This is a genomic window from Arthrobacter sp. MSA 4-2 (assembly GCF_016405885.1).
GTDB lineage: Bacteria > Actinomycetota > Actinomycetes > Actinomycetales > Micrococcaceae > Arthrobacter_D.
Genome location: NZ_JAEKGC010000007.1, coordinates 162019 through 183568, shown reverse-complemented (window position 1 = coordinate 183568; position 21550 = coordinate 162019). Strand labels below are relative to the sequence as shown.

General features: G+C 70.4%; 22 protein-coding genes. 4 read left to right on the top strand and 18 right to left on the bottom strand.

Translation table 11 applies throughout. The features are described 5' to 3' along the window. Nucleotides 1-2 precede the first annotated feature (2 nt). The 5 genes from miaA to I6N91_RS09855 all read right to left on the bottom strand — a co-directional run bounded on the left by miaA (nucleotide 3) and on the right by I6N91_RS09855 (nucleotide 5193). Nucleotides 3-977: a tRNA (adenosine(37)-N6)-dimethylallyltransferase MiaA gene (gene miaA / locus I6N91_RS09875; protein WP_233091679.1), complete on the bottom strand. Its 975-nt coding sequence runs from the start codon at nucleotides 975-977 to the stop codon at nucleotides 3-5. Then, complete coding sequence (gene miaB / locus I6N91_RS09870) at nucleotides 974-2539, bottom strand: tRNA (N6-isopentenyl adenosine(37)-C2)-methylthiotransferase MiaB (protein WP_198812385.1); 1566 nt, start codon at nucleotides 2537-2539, stop codon at nucleotides 974-976. The genes miaA and miaB overlap by 4 nt, the downstream gene beginning before the upstream one ends. Nucleotides 2540-2635: 96 nt before the next feature. Then, entirely contained in the window at nucleotides 2636-3706 is a 1071-nt protein-coding gene (locus tag I6N91_RS17480) for a regulatory protein RecX (protein WP_307843309.1), read from the bottom strand. Between the two features lie 5 nt (nucleotides 3707-3711). After that, nucleotides 3712-4761 carry a recombinase RecA gene (gene recA / locus I6N91_RS09860; protein ID WP_198812384.1) on the bottom strand — a complete coding sequence of 350 codons (1050 nt, stop codon included), beginning with the start codon at nucleotides 4759-4761 and terminating at the stop codon, nucleotides 3712-3714. Nucleotides 4762-4956: 195 nt separating this feature from the next. After that, on the bottom strand, nucleotides 4957-5193 hold the full coding sequence (locus tag I6N91_RS09855; RefSeq protein ID WP_120166575.1) for a DUF3046 domain-containing protein: 237 nt from the start codon (nucleotides 5191-5193) through the stop codon (nucleotides 4957-4959). A gap of 151 nt (nucleotides 5194-5344) precedes the next feature. Here I6N91_RS09855 and I6N91_RS09850 point away from each other — a divergent pair, with 151 nt between their 5' ends. Continuing rightward, nucleotides 5345-5818, top strand: a complete 474-nt coding sequence (locus tag I6N91_RS09850) for a MarR family winged helix-turn-helix transcriptional regulator (protein ID WP_120166577.1) — start codon at nucleotides 5345-5347, stop codon at nucleotides 5816-5818. A 118-nt stretch (nucleotides 5819-5936) separates the two neighbouring features. Here I6N91_RS09850 and I6N91_RS09845 read toward each other — a convergent pair whose 3' ends face one another. The 6 genes from I6N91_RS09845 to dapA all read right to left on the bottom strand — a co-directional run bounded on the left by I6N91_RS09845 (nucleotide 5937) and on the right by dapA (nucleotide 13143). After that, on the bottom strand, nucleotides 5937-6377 hold the full coding sequence (locus I6N91_RS09845) for a helix-turn-helix domain-containing protein (protein ID WP_120166579.1): 441 nt from the start codon (nucleotides 6375-6377) through the stop codon (nucleotides 5937-5939). 134 nt (nucleotides 6378-6511) lie between these two features. After that, a complete protein-coding gene (locus I6N91_RS09840) occupies nucleotides 6512-6985 on the bottom strand; it encodes a CinA family protein (protein WP_198812383.1) in 474 nt (157 codons plus the stop codon). Further along, nucleotides 6982-7578 carry a CDP-diacylglycerol--glycerol-3-phosphate 3-phosphatidyltransferase gene (gene pgsA / locus I6N91_RS09835; RefSeq protein ID WP_198812436.1) on the bottom strand — a complete coding sequence of 199 codons (597 nt, stop codon included), beginning with the start codon at nucleotides 7576-7578 and terminating at the stop codon, nucleotides 6982-6984. The genes I6N91_RS09840 and pgsA overlap by 4 nt, the downstream gene beginning before the upstream one ends. 12 nt (nucleotides 7579-7590) lie before the next feature. After that, complete coding sequence (locus tag I6N91_RS09830) at nucleotides 7591-10413, bottom strand: DNA translocase FtsK (RefSeq protein WP_198812382.1); 2823 nt, start codon at nucleotides 10411-10413, stop codon at nucleotides 7591-7593. Nucleotides 10414-10519: 106 nt separating this feature from the next. Then, nucleotides 10520-12205 (bottom strand): ribonuclease J, encoded by a 1686-nt coding sequence (locus tag I6N91_RS09825; RefSeq protein ID WP_198812381.1) that lies wholly within the window; start codon nucleotides 12203-12205, stop codon nucleotides 10520-10522. Then, nucleotides 12202-13143 (bottom strand): 4-hydroxy-tetrahydrodipicolinate synthase, encoded by a 942-nt coding sequence (gene dapA, locus I6N91_RS09820; RefSeq protein ID WP_198812380.1) that lies wholly within the window; start codon nucleotides 13141-13143, stop codon nucleotides 12202-12204. The genes I6N91_RS09825 and dapA overlap by 4 nt, the downstream gene beginning before the upstream one ends. A gap of 101 nt (nucleotides 13144-13244) precedes the next feature. On the opposite strand from dapA, the gene I6N91_RS09815 reads away from it, so the two are divergent. Next, entirely contained in the window at nucleotides 13245-14438 is a 1194-nt protein-coding gene (locus I6N91_RS09815) for a heparan-alpha-glucosaminide N-acetyltransferase domain-containing protein (RefSeq protein WP_198812379.1), read from the top strand. Between the two features lie 103 nt (nucleotides 14439-14541). Here I6N91_RS09815 and I6N91_RS09810 read toward each other — a convergent pair whose 3' ends face one another. From I6N91_RS09810 to glp, 6 genes are read right to left on the bottom strand one after another with little or no spacing between them, the layout of a single operon-like run. Further along, complete coding sequence (locus tag I6N91_RS09810) at nucleotides 14542-14997, bottom strand: tetratricopeptide repeat protein (protein WP_198812378.1); 456 nt, start codon at nucleotides 14995-14997, stop codon at nucleotides 14542-14544. Continuing rightward, complete coding sequence (gene dapB, locus I6N91_RS09805) at nucleotides 14990-15766, bottom strand: 4-hydroxy-tetrahydrodipicolinate reductase (RefSeq protein WP_198812377.1); 777 nt, start codon at nucleotides 15764-15766, stop codon at nucleotides 14990-14992. Before dapB ends, I6N91_RS09810 begins: the two co-directional genes overlap by 8 nt. 19 nt (nucleotides 15767-15785) lie before the next feature. Next, nucleotides 15786-16214, bottom strand: coding sequence for a molybdenum cofactor biosynthesis protein MoaE (locus I6N91_RS09800; protein WP_198812376.1), 429 nt, complete (start codon nucleotides 16212-16214; stop codon nucleotides 15786-15788). Continuing rightward, nucleotides 16201-16686 carry a molybdenum cofactor biosynthesis protein B gene (locus tag I6N91_RS09795; protein ID WP_198812375.1) on the bottom strand — a complete coding sequence of 162 codons (486 nt, stop codon included), beginning with the start codon at nucleotides 16684-16686 and terminating at the stop codon, nucleotides 16201-16203. The genes I6N91_RS09800 and I6N91_RS09795 overlap by 14 nt, the downstream gene beginning before the upstream one ends. Next, complete coding sequence (gene moaC / locus I6N91_RS09790) at nucleotides 16683-17174, bottom strand: cyclic pyranopterin monophosphate synthase MoaC (protein WP_198812374.1); 492 nt, start codon at nucleotides 17172-17174, stop codon at nucleotides 16683-16685. The genes I6N91_RS09795 and moaC overlap by 4 nt, the downstream gene beginning before the upstream one ends. After that, nucleotides 17171-18505, bottom strand: coding sequence for a gephyrin-like molybdotransferase Glp (gene glp / locus I6N91_RS09785; protein WP_198812373.1), 1335 nt, complete (start codon nucleotides 18503-18505; stop codon nucleotides 17171-17173). The genes moaC and glp overlap by 4 nt, the downstream gene beginning before the upstream one ends. Nucleotides 18506-18773: 268 nt before the next feature. Between glp and moaA the strand changes: the two genes are divergently transcribed. After that, the gene (gene moaA / locus I6N91_RS09780; protein WP_198812372.1) at nucleotides 18774-19844 is read left to right on the top strand and encodes a GTP 3',8-cyclase MoaA; all 1071 of its coding nucleotides are present in this window, start codon (nucleotides 18774-18776) and stop codon (nucleotides 19842-19844) included. Next, a complete protein-coding gene (locus I6N91_RS09775; RefSeq protein ID WP_198812371.1) occupies nucleotides 19845-20099 on the top strand; it encodes a MoaD/ThiS family protein in 255 nt (84 codons plus the stop codon). A 70-nt stretch (nucleotides 20100-20169) separates the two neighbouring features. Here I6N91_RS09775 and I6N91_RS09770 read toward each other — a convergent pair whose 3' ends face one another. Further along, entirely contained in the window at nucleotides 20170-21540 is a 1371-nt protein-coding gene (locus tag I6N91_RS09770; protein ID WP_198812370.1) for a pitrilysin family protein, read from the bottom strand. Nucleotides 21541-21550: the final 10 nt, after the last annotated feature.

Sequence of the window (21550 nt, the reverse complement as noted above, 5' to 3'; positions counted from 1 at the left end):
TTCTAGGATAGTGGCCCGGCACCGCGGGCGAGGAGGAGGGCCCGCTGGATCAGGTCCGGAGCCCGCCAGGGCAGCCACTGCACCCGCGGGTCGCCCCGGAACCAGGTGCGCTGGCGCTTGGCGAACTGCCGCGTCGCGGTGATGGTGTCCTCGATGGCCGCGGACTCGCTGAGGGTGCCGTCGAGGACCGAAAGGAACTGGGAGTAGCCCAGGGCCCGCGAGGCGGTGCGTCCTTCCCGGAGGCCCCGGGCGTCGAGGGCCCGGACCTCCTCGAGCAGGCCCCCCCGGACCATCGTGTGTACCCGTTCCGCGAGCCGCACCTGGAGCTCCTGCGGGTCGACCGCCAGACCGATCTGGACCGCCGGCGCGTAGTACTGCCGGTCGGGCATGAAGGAGCTGAACGGGCGCCCGGTGAGTTCGGCCACCTCCAGTGCCCGGACCAGCCGGCGGTCATCGGCAATCCGCTCCGCCGACACCGGATCCACCGCGGCGAGCCGGACGCGCAGCGCGGCGGACCCTCCGGCGGCGAGTTCGGCCTCGAGGCGTTCCCGGAGGGCCGGATCGGTGCCGGGAAATTCCAGCCGGTCGAGGACGGCGCGGACGTAGAGTCCCGACCCGCCGACGAGCACGGGGACCCTGCCGCGGGCCCGGAGGGCATCGATGGCCCGCCGGGCCTCGGCCTGATAGGCGGCGACGCTCGCCTCCTCGCGGATGTCGAGGATGTCGAGGAGGTGATGAGGAACGCCCCGCCACTCCACGGCCGGCACCTTGGCCGTCCCGATGTCCATGCCGCGGTAGAACTGGAGCGCGTCGGCGTTGATGACCTCACCGCCGAGTTCGAGCGCGAGGGCGATGGCAAGGTCGGACTTGCCCGTGCCGGTGGGACCGACGACCGCGACGATGGGCGGCCGGGCGTCACCGGCTTCTCCTCCCCCGGGTCCTCCTGCGGGCCCGGTGCCCGCGACGGGCGGTATCAAGGGGTGGAGCGGCGCGGGGGCAGCGACGGCATGCCCAGGGACACGCCCGCGCCGGCTGTGCCGGGTGTTCCACCGGGAACCGGTGCCCCGCACGAATCGGCCTGGCTGCGGTCCCAGGCGTCCCCGGCACGGGAGCGCCGCACCGAGTATTCGGCGGCGGTGGGATCGGACAGCAGGTGGAAGGGCGCCGCGTGGGTCACCGGGACGGTCACCAGGTCGCCGGGGCGCGGCACCTCGGCGCCGGCGGGAACGCTGAAGTGCACCAGCCGCTGGTCCTGGGCGCGCCCGGTCAGGCGGTGGGTCTCCCCGGCTTTCCGACCCTGGTTCGCCGTCACCATCACCTCGACGGACCGGCCCACCTGGCGGGCGTTTTCCTCTTCGGCGATGCGGTCCTGCAGCGCGGTGAGGCGTTCGAAGCGTGCCTGCACCACGTGCTTGGGCAGCTGGTCCGGAAGGTCCGCTGCCGGGGTGCCCGGCCGCCTCGAGTACTGGAACGTGAAGGCCGTCGCGAAGCGGGACTTCTCGACGACGTCGAGCGTGGCCTGGAAGTCCTCCTCGGTTTCCCCGGGGAAGCCGACGATGATGTCGGTGGAGATCGCGGCGGACGGCATCCGCTCGCGCACACGGTCGAGGATGCCCAGGAACTTCGCCGACCGGTACGAGCGGCGCATCGCCTTGAGGATGCGGTCGGAGCCGGACTGCAGCGGCATGTGGAGCTGCGGCATGACGTTGGGGGTTTCGGCCATGGCGTCGATGACGTCGTCGGTGAACGCCGCCGGGTGGGGGCTGGTGAAACGGACCCGCTCAAGTCCTTCGATGCTGCCGCAGGCGCGGAGCAGTTTCGCGAAGGCGCCCCGGTCGCCGAATTCGACGCCGTAGGAGTTCACGTTCTGGCCGAGCAGCGTCACCTCGATGGCTCCGTCGGCCACAAGGGCTTCGATCTCGGCGAGGATCTCTCCGGGCCGCCGGTCGCGCTCCTTCCCGCGGAGGGAGGGCACGATGCAGAACGTGCAGGTGTTGTTGCACCCGACCGAGATGGAGACCCACCCGGCGTACACCGAGTCCCGCTTGGTGGGCAGGGTCGAGGGGAAGACGTCGAGGGATTCGAGGATTTCGAGCTGGGCCGCGTCGTTGTGCCGGGCGCGTTCAAGCAGGGCCGGCAGCGCCCCTATATTGTGCGTGCCGAAGACGGCGTCGACCCAGGGTGCCTTGCGGAGGATGGTCTCCCGGTCCTTCTGCGCCAGGCAGCCGCCGACGGCGATCTGCATTCCCGGATTGGCTTCCTTGACCGGAGCGAGCATGCCGAGGTTTCCGTAGAGCTTGTTATCGGCATTCTCACGGACGGCGCAGGTGTTGAAGACGACGACGTCGGCCTGCCCGCCGCCGGTGGCCGCGGTGAGTCCCGCCCCCTCGAGGAGGCCCGAGATCCGTTCCGAGTCGTGGACGTTCATCTGGCACCCGAAGGTGCGCACCTCGTAGGTGCGCTGCGGGCCGGCGGGAGCCGCAGCCGCCGGAATTGTCGACGGTTTGGCGGAGGAAGGTGCGGGGGCTGTAATACTCACGGCTTAAGGGTACGACCGCCCCGCCACCGGCCCACAATCCCGCGCCGGAGGGCAGGATTCACTCCGGCGGGAGGGGCACGGGATGCCCTGGCCTCGTCATCCGAAGGTGGTGTCCTGCCCGTCGAGGGCGTCCTTGACGAGGGTGAAGGCCAGGCCGGGTGCGTAGCCCTTCCGGGCGAGCATCGAGACGAGCCTGCGGATTTCCTTGTCCCGCGCGGCGCGGTCCGAAAGGTCAACGCCCTGCCGCATCTTGCGATGGATCAGTTCACGTGCGGCGTTCCGCTCGTCGTCGTCGCTGATCGAGGCGAGGGCGTCCTCGGCGAAGGCCGGGTCGACTCCCTTCTCGGCCAGTTCACGCTTCAGAGCGGAGCGGGCCAACGACCGGGTGGCGGAGCGGCTGCGGACCCACATCCGGGCGAACTCCGCGTCGTCGATGAGCTGGACCTCTTCGAAGCGGTTCAGGACCGCCGTGGCGGCTTCCTCGGGCACGCCCCGCTCGGCGAGCTTCACGGCCAGCTGGTGCCGGCTCCGGGGTGCCAGAGTGAGCTGGCGCAGCACGATCGAGCGTGCCAGGGCGAGCGGGTCCGACGCGTCGGGAGAGCCTTCTGACCGGGTCTCCCCTGGTGCCGGTTCGCGTTCTGGCCGTTCGGTCGCGAACTCCCCGGGTCCGGGCTCTCCGAAGGCGGGCCTGCCGAAGGACGGCTCGCCGGCTGCGCCTTCTCCGCCGTGGGGGCGCCGTGAGCGCCCGCGGCCGCCGGTTGGAGCCCTGCCGGTTCTGGTCCTGCCGGTTCTGGTCCTGCCGGCTTCACCGGGTGCGCCGCCGGCAGGTCCGGGATCCGGGGTGCTCCACGGTTCGGGCGCATCCCCGTCGTGTTCGGGCGGCAGATCGGCGGAACGCCCGACGACAGGCCCAAAGGCGGAATCCTCGGTCTCCCGTTCGGCCTTCCGTCGGCGGCGCGGCTTTCCCCCCTGCCCGCCCAGGGATGACTTACCCGACGAGGACCCAAACGACGACTTACCCGACGAGGACCCGAACGAAGACTTACCCGAGGACGACCCGAACGACGACTTGCCCGAGGAAGCCCTGCGGCCGGAGGACCCGAACGGGGACTTACCGGAGGGCGGCGGGCCGTCGGCCGGCCGCCCCCAGGATCCGTTTCCCGCCACTGCGGCTACTCTCCGCCGACGGCCTTCAGCTTGGGCCCGTCCTCATTTTCTTCCGGCTGGGCATCGATCCCGAGCTTGACGCGGATCTTCCGCTCCAGCTCATCGGCGAGGTCGGGATTGTCGATGAGGAACTTACGGGCATTTTCCTTGCCCTGGCCCAGCTGGTCGCCGTCGTAGGTGAACCAGGCGCCGGACTTCTTGACCAGCCCGTTCTCGACGCCCACATCGATCAGTCCGCCCTCACGGGAGATGCCGTGCCCGTAGAGAATGTCGAACTCGGCCTGCTTGAAGGGCGGAGCCATCTTGTTCTTCACGATCTTGGCCCGGGTGCGGTTGCCGACCGGGTTCACTCCCTCTTTGAGGGTTTCGATCCTGCGGACGTCGATGCGCACGGAGGCGTAGAACTTCAACGCCTTGCCACCGGTCGTGGTTTCGGGGCTGCCGAAGAAGACACCGATCTTTTCGCGCAGCTGGTTGATGAAGATGGCGGTGGTCTTGGTCTGGCTCAGCCGGCCGGTGATCTTGCGGAGGGCCTGGCTCATGAGCCGGGCCTGCAGGCCCACGTGGCTGTCGCCCATCTCGCCTTCGATTTCGGCGCGGGGAACAAGCGCTGCCACGGAGTCGATGACGACAATGTCGATGGATCCGGATCCGATGAGCATGTCCATGATCTCGAGCGCCTGCTCGCCGGTGTCGGGCTGGGACACCAGGAGTGCGTCGGTGTCCACGCCAAGCCTCTTTGCGTACTCCGGGTCGAGGGCGTGCTCGGCGTCGATGAAGGCCGCGATGCCGCCGTTGCGCTGGGCGCTGGCCACCGCGTGGAGGGCCACCGTGGTCTTACCCGAGGACTCCGGACCGTAGATCTCGACGACGCGGCCGCGGGGCAGGCCGCCGATGCCGAGCGCGGCGTCGAGGGCGATCGAGCTCGTCGAAATCGTTTCGATGGGCGCTCGGATCTCATCGCCAAGGCGCATGACGGAGCCCTTGCCGTACTGCTTGTCAATCTGCGCGAGGGCAGCCTGGAGGGCCTTCTCACGATCGGCTGGTGCAGCCATTGTTCACCTCGGTTGATTGTGCCCTGGGCTTGCGAAACCCCGCGGGCCGTTTGCATGTTCGTTCCGACCCTACCGGCCGGCTCTGACAGTCTTGGGAGGTCGTCCGGTATGTGAAAAAACCGGCAGGACCCGTCCTCCAAGCATATCTCGATCCGAACAGATATTCGAATGAATTGGGTGGGTTGACGGCGTGTCCTATTCGGCCCGGCTGCGGGCCCGGGGCTTGAGGTCGCGTCCCAGCCACCGCTCGCGGGGCACGTCCTGCACCGTGCAGACCGCCTCCCACACCCGCCGGGGGTCGATGCCCGCCCGCAGCGCGTCGAGGGCGGTCCGGTCCCCCAGTTCGCCGATCACGAGATCGCCCGCGAGGCTCCGTGAGTAGTGGGCGCCGAACTCGTCGTCCATCAGCCGCCAAAAGTCGCTGAGCCGCATTTTCTGTCCTTTGCCGTTGCTGTTCCTACAGGATGCCCCAACCGCGCAGGGGGGCGCATTCGATTTTCCGGCGGTGCCGGGGCCGGGAGGATGCCGATCCGTTACCCGCAGCGGGGCGGCTGGAGGGACCGCGAACCATAGAATAAGCGGTATGACCCCTGACCCCAGCACTACCGACGCCGCAGTGGATTCCGCCATCGTGGCGCTTGAGCAGCAACTCAGTATGCTCTGGAGGCGCGCCCGGTCCAACTCCTACAAGGTGGCCCGCAGGGTGCACCCGGAGATGGAGCCTGCCGCCTACGGTCTCCTCGTTATCCTTCAGCAGGAGGGCTCGATGCGGCTCACCGACATTGCCGCGAGCGTTGGGGTGGGCAAACCGTCGGTAAGCCGGCAGATTGCCATGCTCGAACAGCTCGGCCTCGTGCAGAAGGAGGCGGATCCGCTTGACGGCCGCGCCCAGGCCATTTCGCTGACACCGGCAGGCACGCAGCAGCTGGTGAACGCCCAGACCGCCCGCAAGCAGGCCTTCCACGAGCTGATGGCGGACTGGGACGTCTCCGACCTCGAGCAGCTTGGCCACCTGATCGCCCAGCTCAATGCCACCTACGCCAAGGACAACTGGTAGGCCCCTCTGCCGGGCGTTGAGGGCCGCACCCCCCAGCGGGAGGAAGCCACGTGGTTGAAGCCGCGCCTTAAAGGCAGCAGGACCCGCCGGTGGGCGGGTCCTTGTGAGTCGCTGCTGCCTAGCGGTTCGTTGCCGCCAGGCCCCTGCGGAAGTTTTCGGTGAGATCGTCGGGGATGTTGTTCTCGAACTCGCGGGAGAATTCCTGCGGAACGGTGTCCGGTACCGAAACACCCTCCGCCTCCGCGAGCCGGTCGCTGACCTCCCGCAGCATCGAGGACAGTGGTACGTCCAGCGCGCTGCAGATTGATGAGAGGAGTTCAGATGACGCTTCCTTCTGGCCGCGCTCCACTTCGCTCAGGTAACCCAGGGAAACCCTTGCACTGTGGGAGACTTCACGCAGCGTACGGCCCTGGCGCTGGCGGACGTCCCGGAGGACGTCTCCGATCTCATGGCGTAGTACGACCATTTTGCGCTCCTTTGGCTTGCGTTGTGCGTCATCTGCCAACCCCACATCACGCCAACGGACCACGCCGTTTACGGATACGGGTTGTCTTACCATCTGTATCGCCTTGCTCCCTCATAAATGCGGACCCGCCGGGAAGCGGAGAATGCATAGTCGGTCCGGCCCGAGCTTCTTTGGGCCTGAGTCGTCAACCTTATCAACGGCTCGCTGTATAGATAACTAGTGTGTCTTCACATTTGTTCCCTTAGGATGGCCGCCCCGAGCAGGTCCAGGGCGGCTCCGCAGGACGCAGCACGCACCGACTCCCGTCCGCCGGGGAAGCCGAACCTTCGCACCTCGGTCCCGCCCGCGGTGGCCACGGCGATGAAAACGGTGCCCACCGGCTGCCCGTCGTGCGGGGCTGGCCCTGCCACTCCGGTGGTGGAGACAGCGGCATCAACGCCGAGCACCCGGCGGGCACCCTCGGCCATCTGGGCGGCGACGCCGGGATCCACCGAGCCCGCAGAGTCGAGCAGCGCCGCATCGACTCCGAGCACGTCCCGCTTCACTTCGTTGGCATAGGCGACGACCCCGCCGCGCAGCGTTCCTGACGCTCCCGGCACATCGGCCAGCGCCGCCGATACCTGCCCGGCGGTCAGGGATTCGGCGGTCCCGACGGTGACGTGCGCGGCCAGGGCGGCCGCCACGACGTCGGCAGCGTTCACTGCTGTCCGTTGGAGCGGGCCTTGGCACGCAGCTGTGCGGCCTGCCGGATGTAGTCGAGGCCGGTCACCACAGTGATCACCAGGGCCGCCGCCATGAAGGCCGCCGCGATCCACCAGCCCCACGCGCCGGGGGTGCTGGCGAATGGGAGGAGGAAGACCAGGATGGCCACTGTCTGGACGACGGTCTTGAGCTTGCCCCCGCGCGAGGCCGGCATGACGCCGTAGCGGATCACGGCGAAACGCAGCAGGGTGATGCCCACTTCGCGGACGAGGATCACGATGGTGACCCACCACCAGAGCTCGCCCAGGATCGAGAGCATGATCAGTGCCGAGCCGATCAGCAGCTTGTCGGCGATCGGGTCGGCGATCTTCCCGAAGTCGGTGATCAGCCCGCGGCTGCGCGCGAGGTCGCCGTCGAGCTTGTCGGTGTAGATCGCCACGGCGAAGGTGATCACAGCAAGCCAGCGGAACAGCCCGCCCGTGCTTTCATCGGCGGCGAGAAACCAGACGAAGAAGGGGACGAGCACGATCCGCACGACAGTGAGGATGTTCGCGATATTCAGAACGGGCACTTCTTTGGCTGGGGTGTTCATCACGCGATAAGGCTACCTTCCCGTGAGGCTCCAGGCGTCCTCGCCGTCCTCTTCGGCGTCGTCATTTCCGTCGTTCCATTCGACCGCCTGGGAGCGCGCTGCGAGGTCGTCGGCCACGAGGTCGACGGGGGCCGCGGCCGGTGCGGCAGCGGCGGCGGACGCCGGCGGCACGGCGGCGCCTTCATCGCCGCGCATGGCGGCGAGCACCGGCGCGAGGTCGTCCGGCTTGACGAGCACGTCGCGCGCCTTTGAGCCCTCCGAGGGGCCCACGACGCCGCGGGACTCGAGCAGGTCCATGAGCCGGCCGGCCTTGGCGAAGCCGACCCGCAGCTTGCGCTGGAGCATCGAGGTCGACCCGAACTGGGTCGTCACCACCAGCTCGGTGGCCTGCAGCAGCACCTCCAGGTCGTCTCCGATGTCGTCGTCGATCTGCTTCTTGGGCGCCTCGACGGCGACGTCCTCGCGGTACACCGCCCCGAGCTGGCCCTTGACGTGCTCGACCACGCGGTGGATCTCCGACTCCGTGACCCAGGCGCCCTGGACGCGGATGGGCTTGGAGGCGCCCATGGGCAGGAACAGGGCGTCGCCCTGGCCGATCAGCTTCTCGGCTCCGGGCTGGTCGAGCACCACGCGGGAGTCGGTGACCGAGGAGGTCGCGAAGGCCATCCTGGAGGGGACGTTCGCCTTGATCAGGCCGGTGACAACGTCGACGGAGGGCCGCTGCGTGGCCAGGACCAGGTGGATGCCCGCGGCACGGGCCAGCTGGGTGATGCGCACGATCGAGTCTTCGACGTCGCGCGGGGCGACCATCATCAGGTCCGCGAGCTCGTCCACGATCACGAGCAGGTACGGGTAGGGGCGCACCACGCGCTTGGAGCCCTCGGGAGGTACGACCTTGCCGTTGCGGACGGCCTTATTGAAGTCGTCGATGTGCTTGAACCCGTAGTTGGCGAGGTCGTCGTAGCGGGTGTCCATCTCTCGGACCACCCACTGCAGGGCCTCGGCGGCCTTCTTGGGGCTGGTGATGATCGGGGTGATCAGGTGCGGAACGCCCTCGTAGGCCGTGAGCTCCACGCGCTTCGGGTCGACCATGACCATGCGGACCTCGTCCGGGGTGGACCGCATCAGAATCGAGGTGATCATTGAGTTCACGAAGGAGGACTTGCCGGCACCGGTGGCGCCCGCGACGAGCAGGTGGGGCATCTTGGCGAGGTTCGCGACGACGAAGCCGCCCTCGACGTCCTTGCCGACGCCCATCACCATCGGGTGTTCGGTCTTGCGGGCGTTGCCCGAGCGCAGCACGTCCCCGAGGGAGACGGTCTCGCGGTCGGTGTTCGGGATCTCGATGCCGATCGCCGACTTGCCGGGGATCGGCGACAGGATGCGCACGTCCGAGCTGGCGACGGCATAGGAGATGTTCTTCGACAGGGCGGTGACCCGCTCCACCTTAGTGCCGGAGGCGAGTTCGATCTCGTAGCGGGTCACCGTGGGGCCGCGGGAGAAGCCGGTGACCTTGGCGTCGACGTTGAACTGCTCGAGGGTGTGCGTCAGGGCGGCGACGACGGCATCGTTGGCCTCGGAGCGTTCCTTGGGCGGGGTGCCCGCCGGAAGGTAGTCCGAGGGCGGCAGGGTGTAGGCGACGTCCCCGGCCAGCTGGAGCTGCTCGGTGCGCTGCGGGATCGGCGAGGGCGGGGTCTGCGGCTGGACGGGGGTGGAGGGCACGATGAGGGCCTTGGCGGCCGGCACGACGTCGATCGCTTCGGTGGCGGGCTCGCCCGCGGGTTCGTCCCCCAGGCCCTGGGCGCGCTTGATCTTTTCGGTTGCGAGTTCCTGCTGGGTGGGGCGGCGCACGCCGGCGGGGATCTGCCGCTCGGCCTCGCGGGCCTTGCGTTCCTCGTCCTCGATCAGGGCGCGTTCGAACGCCTCGTCGCCGACGAACCCGTCGGAGGACGGGTCCTCGGCCGGATCGTCGCCGCGGTTCTTCGCCTGGCGTTCCTTGCGCTTCGATTTTGGCTTCACGGCGGTCGAGCCGTGCGACTCGTAGAGGTAGCTCTGGTCGTGGCCGTCGCGGTCGGCGGCCTCGATCAGGTCCTGGCCCATCAGGTGCTCGTACAGGCTCCGAAGCCGGTCGGGAATGTGGCGGAAGGGCGTGGCGGTGATGATCAGGAGGCTCACGAAGACGACGAAGCCGAGCAGCACACCGACCGGCCAGGGGGTGAGCACGGAGCTGAGCGGACCGGCCACCAGGAAGCCGACGACTCCCCCGGCGCGCCACAGCAGCGGCAGGCCCGCGGAGAGGCCCGGCTGGCCGCCGACGAGGTGGGAGATGCCGGAACCGGCGAACAGGAGGATCAGCAGGCCGATGGCGATCCGGTTGTTGGCCCGGTGCGCCTCGGGGTAGCGGAAAAGGCGCACCGCGCCGATGCCGAGCAGGAAGGGGATCAGCAGCGCCATCCAGCCGAAGGTCCCGCCGGCGACGGCGTGGACGACGTCGGCGCCCGGGCCCTTGAGGGCCCACCACTCGACGGCGGCGACGGCCACGGCCAGCAGCAGCAGGAAGAATCCGGTGCCGTCCCGGCGCAGTTCGCGCTCCGGGTGGACCTCGTGGCCGAACTTCCGGACCCCTGCGCCGGTCATCCGGGCGACGCCCAGCCAGGCTCCGCGCACGGCGCGGACTGGAAGCGGCGGCCGGTCATCGGCCGGCACCGCGAGAGCCTTGGTGGTCTGCGTCCTGGCGCTGGAGGAACCCCGGCCCGACGTTGAGCGTCCAGCGGGCACGGCCTTGCCGCGCGATCGCTGGGGGCCCCGCGGGGCAGGGGAAGTACGAGTCGCCATACTGCTACGGTACCGGACGGGGCCCGCGTTCACCGGAATATACGCGGTTTCCGGGGCACGCAGGGACCCCGGCCTCTCCGGCCGCGGAGCGGGGCGGGACGCCGGGTCAGGCCTCCAGGACCACCGGGATAATCATCGGGCGGCGGCGGTAACGGCGGTTCACCCACGTGCCGATGACCCGGCGCACCACCTGCTGGAGCTGGTACGTGGTGTGGTCGGTGTTGCTGCGAACCGCCTCTTCGAGGGCGGCGTTGAGCTTGGGGGTGATCTCGTCGAACACCGAGTCGTCCTCGGCGAAGCCGCGGGCGTGGATGTCCGGGCCGGAGACGATCTTGCCGGTGGTGCGGTTGACGACGGCCACGATGGAGATGAACCCCTCCTCGCCGAGGATGCGGCGGTCCTTGAGGTCGGCGTCGGTGATCTCGCCGACGCTGGATCCGTCGACGTACACGAAGCCGCACTCCACGGCACCGACAGTCCGCGCCTTCCCTCCGACGAGGTCGATGACCGAGCCGTTGTCGGCGAGGATCACGTTCTCCGCCGGAACCCCCGTCAGCTCGGCGAGCCGGCCGTTGGCGATGAGGTGGCGGGTCTCCCCGTGGACCGGCATCACATTGCGCGGCTTCAGGATGTTGTAGCAGTAGAGTAGCTCCCCCGCCGCCGCGTGGCCGGAGACGTGGACCCGGGCGTTGCCCTTGTGGACGACGTCCGCGCCGAGCTTCAGCAGGCCGTTGATGACCCGGAACACCGCGTTTTCATTGCCGGGAATGAGCGAGGACGCAAGGATCACCGTGTCGCCCGGGCCCACCGTGATGCGGTGGTCGCCGTTGGCCATCCGGGACAGGGCCGCCATGGGTTCGCCCTGGGAGCCGGTGGACATCAGCACCACCCGATCGTCGGGCAGGTTGTCCACGTCCTTGAGGTCGACGAGGATGCCCTCGGGCACCTGGAGGTAGCCCAGTCGGGCGGCGATGCCCATATTGCGCACCATGGAGCGCCCGGCGAAGCAGACGAAGCGTCCGTGGGCGTGTGCGGCGTCGAGGACCTGCTGGACCCGGTGCACGTGGGAGGAGAAGGAGGCCACGATGATCCGCTTGCGGACGTCGGCGAACAGCCGCTCGAGGACCGGCCCGATCTCCCGCTCGGCGGCGGTGAAGCCGGGCACGTCGGCGTTGGTCGAGTCGACGAGGAACAGGTCGACGCCTTCCTCCCCCAGCCGGGAGAAGGCGCGCAGGTCGGTGATGCGCCCGTCGAGGGGAAGCTGGTCCATCTTGAAGTCGCCGGTGTGAAGCACGTTTCCGGCCTCGGTGCGGAGAAACACCGCCAGCGCGTCCGGGATCGAGTGGTTCACCGCGACGAACTCGCACTCGAAGGGGCCGAACTGTTCGATCTGCCCCTCGGACACCGTGAGGGTGTAGGGGCGGATGCGGTGTTCCTGCAGCTTCGCCTCGATCAGGGCCAGGGTGAGCTGGGAACCGATGAGCGGAATGTCCTCCTTGAGCCGCAGCAGGTAGGGCACGGCCCCGATGTGGTCCTCGTGGCCGTGCGTCAGGACGAGGCCGACGACGTCGTCGAGGCGGCCCTCGAGGTAGGAGAAGTCGGGCAGGATCAGGTCGACGCCGGGCTGGTGCTCCTCGGGGAAGAGCACCCCGCAGTCGACGATGAGCAGCTTGCCGTTCAGCTCGAACACCGCCATGTTGCGGCCGATTTCCCCGAGGCCTCCGAGCGCGACGATGCGGAGTGTTCCGTCGGCGAGCGGGGGCGCCGGGGCCAGCGGGGCGGTGGGGCTCATGCGCGCGCTCCGGCAGCCTGCGAGGGCGCGGCCGGCGGGAGGTCCCACCCGGCCTCGGCGAGGTCCGCGAACACCGGCTCGAGCTCCGCCGGGGTCGGAGCGACAAGCGGCAGGCGGACGGCGGCGCCCGCGAGGGTGCCTTGGCGGTGGAGGATCTGCTTGGCGGAGATCGCCCCGGGAAGATGGGTCATCACGGCGCGGATCACCGGGTCCAGCTCGAAGTGAAGGCGCCGGGCGGTGGCGAAGTCCCCGGCCGCGGCCGCGTCCACGAGCGCCCGGAACTGGGCGGTGGCCACGTGGGCGGTGACGCTGACGACGCCGACGGCCCCGGCCGCCATCCAGGGCAGGGTGAGGCCGTCGTCGCCCGAGTAGACGGCGAGGTCGGTGTTGGCCAGCACCCTCGTCACCTCGCCGAAGTCGCCCTTGGCGTCCTTGAGTGCGAGGACCGCCGGGTGGTCCGCCAGCCGGATCATCGTCTCGGTGGCAATGGGGATACCGGCGCGGCCCGGAATGTCGTAGACCATGATCGGCAGGTCGGTCGCGTCGGCGACGGCGGTGAAATGCGCGAGGACCCCGGCCTGGGTTGGCTTGTTGTAATACGGGGTAACAACCAGCTGGGCGTCGGCGCCGGCACGGACGGCACGGTGCGCCATCTCCACCGAGTGCGAGGTGTGGTTGGTGCCGGTTCCGGCGATCACCCTCGCCCGGCCGCCGACGGCCTGGGCGACGACGCGGAACAGGTCTTCCTTCTCCGAGTCCTCAAGGGTCGAGGTCTCCCCTGTGGTGCCGGAGACGACGAGGCCGTCGCAGCCGTCGTCGACGAGCCGCGACGCCAGGGCGGCGGCTCCGTCGAGGTCCACCGCCCCGTCGGCTGTGAACGGGGTGACCATTGCGGTGACCAGCGTGCCGAACGGGTTTGAGGGGAGGGTTTCAACCATGGGTAAAACGTTACCTGTTCGGGCCGCGGGGTGCAGGGCGGGGCCGCCGAAGCCTCGGGTGGAACACCCGCCGCGGCGGGCCACTGTGAGACGATCGAGGGATGGTGTCCTCCCCGGCCGTACGGCGTCTGACCGGTCTCGACGCAGCCCGCGGCATTGCCCTTTTCGGAATGATGAGCACCCACATCGTTCCCCTGTACGTCCCCGGGACGGCCGAGCCGTCGTGGGTCGCGCTGCTCTTCACGGGGCGGGCGTCGGCCCTGTTCGCCGTGGTGGCAGGGATCGGGCTCGCACTGCTGACGGGCGGAAGCACTCCGCACCGGTCGGGGGTCCTCTCGCAGGACCGCCGCGGGATCGCCGTGCGCGCCGTCATCATCGCCGCCGTCGGGCTCGTGCTCGGCGGCGTCGAGACGAACATCGCCATCATCCTCTTCCACTACGGGATCCTGTTCCTGCTGGCCCTTCCCTTCCTGGGCCTGCGGCTGCCGGTCCTCGCGGCCTGGGCGGCAGGCTGGCTGCTGCTCTCCCCCGTCGCGGCCTTCCTCCTGCGCCCCTGGATCGAGGGGACGCTCAATCCGCCCTCGCTCGACGGGAATCCGGTCTGGGAACACTTCCTTGAGCCGGCGACACTGCTGGCCGACGTCTTCGTCACCGGGTACTACCCGGCGCTGCAGTGGCTGAGCTATCTCCTCATCGGGGTGGTGATCGGACGCCTCGACCTCGCCCGGCTGGGCGTCCAGGCCGCGTTGATCCTCGGCGGCGCCGCGGCCGCCGTTGCCGCGAAGGCGGCCAGCGGCTACCTGCTCGGCCCCGCCGGCGGCCTCGACGCGCTGCTCCGAACGCCGGACGGAACGCGCTACCCCCTTGAGGCGATGCTGCAGGTGGGGATCGGGGGCCTCAACTCGACCGGGTCGTGGTGGTGGCTGGCCGTCAGCACCCCGCATTCCGGGACGCCCTTCGACCTGCTGCATACGGCCGGGACCGCCGCCGCGGTGACCGGGATCTGCCTGCTGATCACCCGCCGCTACCGGCAGCTGCTTCTTCCGCTCTCGGCGCCGGGGGCGATGACCCTGACCCTGTATTCGCTCCACATCTGCGTCATGAGCTGGGTCGACCAGCAGGAGCCCGTGCTTGATCCCGCTCCGGTGTTCTGGTTCCAGGCGCTGGGTGCGGTGGCACTCGGCATCCTGTTCCAGCGGATCCACGCCCGCGGCCCCCTTGAGCTGATCGCCTCGGGGGCGGCACAGGCCGCCAGGAGCGGCGGGCACCCGGCGTCGCGTCCGGACCGGCGCTGACCCACCGCGGGACGGCGGGCAGGTGTCAGCCGGCCCCGCCACCGGGGCAAACCCCAGAGCTGACACCTGGCCCGGCTCCCTGCCGGTGCCGGACCCGCCGGGCTCAGCGGAACAGGCGGGCGGCGTCGCGCATTGCCTTCCGGGCGCGGGTGCGGTCACCGGCGGCATCGTAGGCGCAGGAGAGCCGGAACCAGCTGCGCCAGTTCTCCGGGTCGTTCTCGACCTCCGCCTGGTACCGGGGGAAGCGCTCGTCGGCTGCGGCGCGGACGATCCGTCCGGCAGGGGTGCGCGGCAGGTCGTCAACGGGCAGTCCGCCCTCGGCCTCGAGGACCTTCGCCATGCGCTCCGTCTGGGCGCCGAAAAGCAGTTCGCGGATCAGGGCCCAGGCCCCGATCATCGGCAGGAACAGGTACCCCGCGCCCAGGGCTTTGGCCACCGGTGAGGGGTCGCCGAGCAGCAGGACGCCGCGCTGGAACGTGACGGCCAGCCAGAGCACCAGCAGGAGGGTGACGAAGACGACGCCGATCTTTACCCGGTGACGGCGGAAGGTCTCAAGCATGGGGGTCCTTGTTCGTTGCGAGGTCGAGGTAGCCCTCGAGGCCGACCGTGAGGCCGGGATGGGAGGCCACGCTCCGAAGCCCGAGCAGGACGCCGGGCATGAAGGAGGCTCGGTCGAAGGAGTCGTGGCGGATGGTCAGCTGCTCGCCCGGACTGCCCAGCAGCACCTCCTGGTGGGCCGTGAGCCCGCGCAGGCGCACCGAGTGGACGGGGATGCCGTCGGCGTCCGCGCCCCGGGCCCCGGCGAGGCCGCCCGCCGTCGCATCGGGGGCGGCGGGCACTCCGGCCGCGCCGCGCGCCGCGCTGATGAGCTGTGCGGTGCGCAGGGCCGTCCCCGAGGGGGCGTCCACCTTGTCGGGGTGGTGGAGTTCGATGATCTCCACGGATTCGAAGTACCGGGCGGCCTGGGCGGCGAACGCCGTGGCCAGCACCGAGCCCAGGGCGAAGTTCGGGGCGATCAGCACACCGGTGGACGGGGTGCGCTCGAGCAGGGCGCCCAGCCCGTCGAGCCGTTCGGGGGTCCAGCCGGTGGTTCCGACGACGGCGTGAAGGCCGTGCTCGACGGCGAAGCAGACATTGTCATAGGTCGCCTCGGGCACGGTCAGGTCGAGCACCACCCGGGCGCCGGAGGAGACCAGGGTGGCAAGGTCATCCCCCCGGCCCAGTGCCGCCACGAGGGAGAGGTCCTCCGCGGCCTCGATGGCGGCGACCGCCTCGGAGCCCATGCGCCCCGAGGCGCCGAGCACTGCAACCGGGAGTTCCTGCGTCATGCCTCCCAGCCTACTGTTCCTACCCGGCGCCGACCCATTCCACGGTGCCGTCGGTGAAGAACTGTTCCTTCCAGACCGGCACGCGCTCCTTGACGGCGTCGACGAGTTCCGAGCAGGCCGCGAAGGCCGCGCCACGGTGGGCGGCGGCGACGGCGGCCACGAGGGCCGAGTCGCCGATTTCGAGCGGGCCGATCCGGTGCGCCACCCAAAGGCGCACGCCGACGTGCCGGGCGGCGATTTCGGCCGCGACCTCGGCGATGACCCGCTCGGCGCTGGGGTGGGAGGTGTAGGTCAGCGAGGTGACCTCCCGCCCGCCGTCGTGGTTCCTCACGACGCCGCTGAAGGAGACCGCGGCGCCGCACCGCGGGGAGTCCACGGCAGCCACGGCCTCTTCGGGGGTGATGGGCGTGTCCGAGACACAGGCACGGACGACTTCACTGGTGGTCATGGGATCCTTCCAGCTGGGCACAGATGTGGCCGATGAGCGGTTCGAGGACGGCGAGCCCGTCACGCACTCCCCCGGGTGAGCCCGGAAGGTTGATCACGAAGGTGCGTCCGGCGGTGCCGGCCAGGCCGCGGGTCAGGGCCGCGGTGGGCACCTTGTCCGCTCCCGCCCGGCGCGCCGCCTCCATGATGCCCGGCAGCTGCCGGTCGAGGTAGGGCAGGGTCTGCTCCGGCGTGGCGTCGTCGACGCTCAGGCCGGTGCCCCCGCTGGTGATGAGCACGGCCGGCCCGGCAGCCAGCGCCCGGCCGATGGCCTCGCCCACGGCGTCCCCGTCCGGCACCACCTCGGCGTCCTGCACGGCGAAGCCGTGCTCGAGGAGCCAGCCGGCCACGAGGGGGCCGCATTCGTCCTGGTAGGCGCCGGCGGCGGCGCGGGTCGAGGCGATAATCACCGCGGCGTTCCTCAGCGGGGTCATACGCTCCAGTCTCCGCTCTTCCCGCCGGTCTTCGAAAGGACCTTCGTCTCCCGGATCACGGCGCGCGGGTCGACGGCCTTGATCATGTCGTAGAGGGTCAGGGCGGCGATGGAGGCGGCGGTCAGCGCCTCCATCTCGACCCCGGTCACCGAGGTCGTCTTGACCAGCGCCGTCACCGTGATGGTCCCCGCGTCGGCGGTGAAGTCGACCGAGACGCGGCTGATCGGCAGCGGATGGCACAGCGGGATCAGGGTTGAGGTGTGCTTGGCGGCCATAATCCCGGCGACGCGGGCGACGGCGAGGGCGTCCCCCTTGGGCAGCGACCCGTCGGTGATCATGGCGACGACCCCGGCGCTGGTCTCCAGGACCGACTGTGCCACCGCCTGGCGGGCTGTCACGGCCTTGGCGGAGACATCGACCATGTGTGCGGTGCCGTCGGCCCGGACATGGGACAGCGCGGGTGCGTCGGCGGGTTCGTTGGGTGTCATGAGGGCAGCTCCTGGTCGGTTGGGGCCGGCGCGGGAGGTTCCGGCGGCGGGACGGGGCCGATGAGCCAGACGGTCACTTCGTCGCCGGCGGCCGCCGCAGAGAGGCCGACCGGGAAGTGGACGAGGGCGTTCGAGCCCGCGAGGGCGTTGAGCAGATGGGATCCAGGGCCTCCGATGAGTTCGACCTGCCCGTCCCGGTACAGCCCGCGCCGGATCTGGTGCTTGGCGGCCGGGGACGACGCCGGCGCGGTGAGCCGGGCCGGAAGCGCGACCCGCGGTGCGGGCGCGCCGGTCAGGGCCGTCAGGGCCGGCCGGAGGAACATTTCGAAGGACACGAGGGCGCTGACGGGGTTCCCGGGAAAGCCGAGGAACGGAACCCCGCCGAGCGTGCCGATGGCCTGCGGCCCGCCGGGCTGCAGAGCCACCACGGGGAACTCGACGCCGCTGCCGGACAGGGCCTGCTTGACCACCTCGTAGGCGCCCTGGCTGATGCCGCCGGAGGTGAGGATCAGGTGGACCTCCGCCGCGGGCGGGGTGTCGAGCGCCTCGCGCAGCTTCTCCGGGTCGTCGGAGAGGACCCGGGTCCGGAGGACCTCGGCGCCGGCCTCCCGCAGGGCGGCCTCAAGCAGGGTGGTGTTGGCGTCGTAGATCCGGCCGTCCCCGAGCGGCCCGCCGGGCTCGGTCACTTCGTCCCCGGTGGACAGCAGGAGGACACGGAAGGGCGCGCGGACGGCGACCTCGGCCAGGCCGCAGGCAGCCAGCAACCCCAGCTGCGCCGGGCCCAGCAGGGTCCCGGCCGCCAGGGCCAGTTCCCCGGCGGCGATGTCGCTGCCGGCGCGCCGAATGAAAGTGCCCGCAGGGGTTCCGGCGGGCAGCCGCACCACGGGCGGCCCGCCGTGGCCTCCGGACAGGGCGGGGAACCGCGGCGGGTCCGCGCGCTCGATCGGCACCACGGCGCCGGTGCCGGAGGGAACCATCGCCCCGGTCATGATCGGCACGGCGGTGCCGGGCTCAAGCGGCGGCGGGGAGCTGCCGGCGGGAACGGGCGCCCCCACGTGGAGCCGGAGGTGGCCATCGGGATGCTGGCCGTCTCCTGCCGCCGCCGAGCCGTCCCCCAGGTCGCGCAGATGCACCGCGTATCCGTCCATCTGCGAGTTGTCGAAGGGAGGAAGGGCCACCGGGGCATGGACGTCCGCGGCGAGGACCCGGCCGAGAGCCGCGCTGAGCGGAAGGGACTCCGCGGCGCCGGCTCCGCGCCCGGCGCGGGCGTAGCCGCCGACGCTTAGGAGCTGTTCGACCGCCAACTGGTGCTCGGAAACGCTGCGGGTCATGACGTCCTTTCGGCTGCGCCCCGTGGGCGGATGTCTCGGCGGCGGGTCGGTCGGTGTCTCGGCGGCGGGCGGTGGTGCGGGTCGGGCTGGGTGCTGGAGCTTGGCCGGGGGTGCTGCGGTGTTGCGGTGCTGCGGTGCTTCAACCCTAGTCCGCCGGGGGCCTCCGCGGCCCCCGGCGGGGCTGAATGAGGAGCAGCCACTCGACCTGCCTGTCCCAGGGCTCCATATTCGCCCGTGGAGCGGATGCGAAAAGGCGTAACCTCTCACTATGGGAATATCTCTCGGGCTGCCGGGCCCGGCACCCACGGATCCGGGCGGAGGCCTGCTCGACACCTTCGGGCGCCGCGCCACCGATCTGCGCGTGTCGCTGACCGACAAGTGCAACCTGCGCTGCACCTACTGCATGCCGGCGGAGGGCCTCAACTGGCTGCAGAAGGAGCAGGTGCTCTCCCGGGCCGAAATCGTGCGCCTGGTGCGGATCGGCGTCGACCTCCTCGGGGTGCGCGAGCTCCGCCTGACCGGTGGGGAACCCCTGGTGCGGGCGGACCTGGTGGAGATCATCTCGGACCTGCGCACCGCCCACCCCGGTCTTCCGATTTCCCTGACGACCAACGGGCTCGGGCTCGATCGGAAGGCCGCCCTCCTGAAGGAGGCGGGACTCACCCGCATCAACGTCTCGATGGACTCCCTGCACCCCGGGACCTTCGCCCAGCTGACCCGGCGTCCGTTCCTCGACCGGGTGCTGCGCGGGATCGAGGCCGCTGCGGAGGTGGGGCTGGGCCTGGTGAAGATCAATGCGGTGCTGATGCGCGGCATCAATGACCATGAGGCCCCCGAGCTGCTCGAATGGGCCGTCTCGCGCGGGTTCGAGCTGCGGTTCATCGAGCAGATGCCCCTTGACGCCGACCATGGCTGGACCCGGGACGGAATGGTCACGGCCGCCGAGATGCGCGCGCTGCTCGAACCGGCCTTCGTCCTGACCGCCGACCCGCGCAGCCGCGACGGCGCGCCGGCCGAGCGGTGGGAGGTGCGGCGGCGCAGCGCACCGGAGACGGTCGTGGGCTCGGTGGGCATCATCGCCTCCGTCACTGAGCCGTTCTGCGCCGACTGCCGCAGGACCCGGATCACCGCCGAGGGAAAGGTGATGAGCTGCCTGTTCTCCCGTGAGGAGACGGACCTGCGGGAACTGCTGCGCTCGGGCGCTGACGACGCCGCCGTCGCCCGGCGGTGGCAGGAGGCGATGTGGGCCAAGCCCAAGGCGCACGGGATGGCCCGGACCGGGCTCGGTGCCGAGGGCTTCATCCAGCCCGACCGCTCGATGAGCGCGATCGGTGGCTGAATGCTGATCCGCTATTTCGGTGCGGCCCGCGCGGCAGCGGGCACCGCCGAGGAAACGCTCGACGGCGCCGGGGCCACCGTCGAAGACATCCTGGCTATCATCGGCGACCGCTATGCCGGAACCCAAAGCCCGTCAATGGAGCAGGTCCTGCGGCGCAGCAGTTTCCTGCTGAACGAGGTGGCGCTGCGTGACCGCGGCCGGGTCCTGGCCGAGCAGGACGTCCTCGACGTCCTGCCGCCCTTCGCGGGCGGCTGACCGGCAGCTCCACCGGCCGCCGCAGCGGTCAGGCCGGCGCGCCCGCGTCGGGCGCACTGCCTCCGGGCGCCTACAGCCCGAAGTCCGCGGGACCGTCGAAGGGTCCGACAACCATCGTGGTGCGCGGCGCGGCGGCCAGCTCCGCGGCCAGTTCCTGGACCTCGGCCGGGGTGACGGCACGGACCCGGGCGAGGGACTCATCGAGGTCGATGAACTCCCCCGAAACGAGTTCGGAGCGGCCGAGGCGCGACATGCGCGAGCTGCTGTCCTCGAGGGCGAGCACCAGGCCGCCGGAGAGCTGGCCCACGGCCTTGCGCAGTTCCTCCTCGCTGATGCCGTCGCGGGCGAGGCGGTCAAGCTCCTCCCCCAGAAGGGCAATGACCTGTCCTGTCTTGGCCGGTGAGCACCCGGCGTACATGGCGAAGTAGCCGGCGTCGGCGTAGGAGGCAGAGAAGGAGTAGGTCGAGTACACGAGGCCCCGCTTCTCCCGGATCTCCTGGAACAGCCGCGAGGACATGCCGCCGCCGAGCACGGCGTTCAGCACGCTCATGACGAAGCGGCGCTCGTCCGTGGCCACCAGTGAGGGGCAGCCGATCAGGATGTTGGCCTGTTCGACCGCGCGGCGGATCACATGCACTCCGGGGGCACCGGAGATCTCGACGGGCCTGCCGGGGCGGCGGGGCACCGGCACGGCGCCCTCCTCGAGGACCCAGCCGGCCTCCTCGAGTGCCTGCTGCACCTGCCGGCAGACGGTGTCGTGGTCGAGGCCGCCGGCGGCGGTGACGACGAGTTCGGCGGGGGTGTAGTACCGGCGGTAGTGGGCCAGCACCGCGTCGCGCGGGATGGCGCGGATGGCCTCGGGCGTGCCTCCGATGGGCCGCCCCAGGGGGTGGCCGCCAAGGACGGCCGAGACGAACTCCTCGTGCGCGACGTCGGCGGGGTCATCGCTGTCCATCGCGATTTCCTCGAGGATGACGTCGCGTTCCTGCTCGAGTTCCTCGGGGTCGAGGATGGCCGAGGTGACCATATCCGCGATCACATCGATGGCCAGGGGCAGGTCCGTGTCGAGCACCCGGGCGTAGTAGCAGGTGTTCTCCTTGGCCGTCGCCGCGTTGGATTCGCCGCCGACCTCGTCAAAGGCGGAGGCGATCTCCAGGGCGGAACGCTTCCGGGTGCCCTTGAACAGCAGGTGCTCAAGGAAGTGGGTGGAGCCGTGCTCGCCCTCGGCCTCGTCCCGTGATCCGACCCCGACCCAGAACCCGATGGTGGCCGAGCGCTGCCCGGGCATCGCCTCGGTCAGTACGCGCACTCCGCCGGGCAGCACCGATCGGCGGACCACGGCCCCGCCGGGGTCGCCGGCCACGAAGGTCGGGTCGCCGCTCTCACCGTCGGCAAGCGGCGTGGGGAGCAGCGGAAGGGAAACAGCTGAAGGCAGTGACATCGGGGTCTCT

Bases quoted from the DNA above. Each gene is read 5' to 3' on its own strand.
- recA (WP_198812384.1), bottom strand. From the start codon at position 4,761: ATGGCTGCACCAGCCGATCGTGAGAAGGCCCTCCAGGCTGCCCTCGCG.
- I6N91_RS09855 (WP_120166575.1), bottom strand. From the start codon at position 5,193: ATGCGGCTCAGCGACTTTTGGCGGCTGATGGACGACGAGTTCGGCGCC.
- I6N91_RS09850 (WP_120166577.1), top strand. From the start codon at position 5,345: ATGACCCCTGACCCCAGCACTACCGACGCCGCAGTGGATTCCGCCATC.
- I6N91_RS09845 (WP_120166579.1), bottom strand. From the start codon at position 6,377: ATGGTAAGACAACCCGTATCCGTAAACGGCGTGGTCCGTTGGCGTGAT.
- pgsA (WP_198812436.1), bottom strand. From the start codon at position 7,578: ATGAACACCCCAGCCAAAGAAGTGCCCGTTCTGAATATCGCGAACATC.
- I6N91_RS09830 (WP_198812382.1), bottom strand. From the start codon at position 10,413: ATGGCGACTCGTACTTCCCCTGCCCCGCGGGGCCCCCAGCGATCGCGC.
- I6N91_RS09825 (WP_198812381.1), bottom strand. From the start codon at position 12,205: ATGAGCCCCACCGCCCCGCTGGCCCCGGCGCCCCCGCTCGCCGACGGA.
- dapA (WP_198812380.1), bottom strand. From the start codon at position 13,143: ATGGTTGAAACCCTCCCCTCAAACCCGTTCGGCACGCTGGTCACCGCA.
- I6N91_RS09815 (WP_198812379.1), top strand. From the start codon at position 13,245: ATGGTGTCCTCCCCGGCCGTACGGCGTCTGACCGGTCTCGACGCAGCC.
- I6N91_RS09810 (WP_198812378.1), bottom strand. From the start codon at position 14,997: ATGCTTGAGACCTTCCGCCGTCACCGGGTAAAGATCGGCGTCGTCTTC.
- dapB (WP_198812377.1), bottom strand. From the start codon at position 15,766: ATGACGCAGGAACTCCCGGTTGCAGTGCTCGGCGCCTCGGGGCGCATG.
- I6N91_RS09800 (WP_198812376.1), bottom strand. From the start codon at position 16,214: ATGACCACCAGTGAAGTCGTCCGTGCCTGTGTCTCGGACACGCCCATC.
- I6N91_RS09795 (WP_198812375.1), bottom strand. From the start codon at position 16,686: ATGACCCCGCTGAGGAACGCCGCGGTGATTATCGCCTCGACCCGCGCC.
- moaC (WP_198812374.1), bottom strand. From the start codon at position 17,174: ATGACACCCAACGAACCCGCCGACGCACCCGCGCTGTCCCATGTCCGG.
- glp (WP_198812373.1), bottom strand. From the start codon at position 18,505: ATGACCCGCAGCGTTTCCGAGCACCAGTTGGCGGTCGAACAGCTCCTA.
- moaA (WP_198812372.1), top strand. From the start codon at position 18,774: ATGGGAATATCTCTCGGGCTGCCGGGCCCGGCACCCACGGATCCGGGC.
- I6N91_RS09775 (WP_198812371.1), top strand. From the start codon at position 19,845: ATGCTGATCCGCTATTTCGGTGCGGCCCGCGCGGCAGCGGGCACCGCC.
- I6N91_RS09770 (WP_198812370.1), bottom strand. From the start codon at position 21,540: ATGTCACTGCCTTCAGCTGTTTCCCTTCCGCTGCTCCCCACGCCGCTT.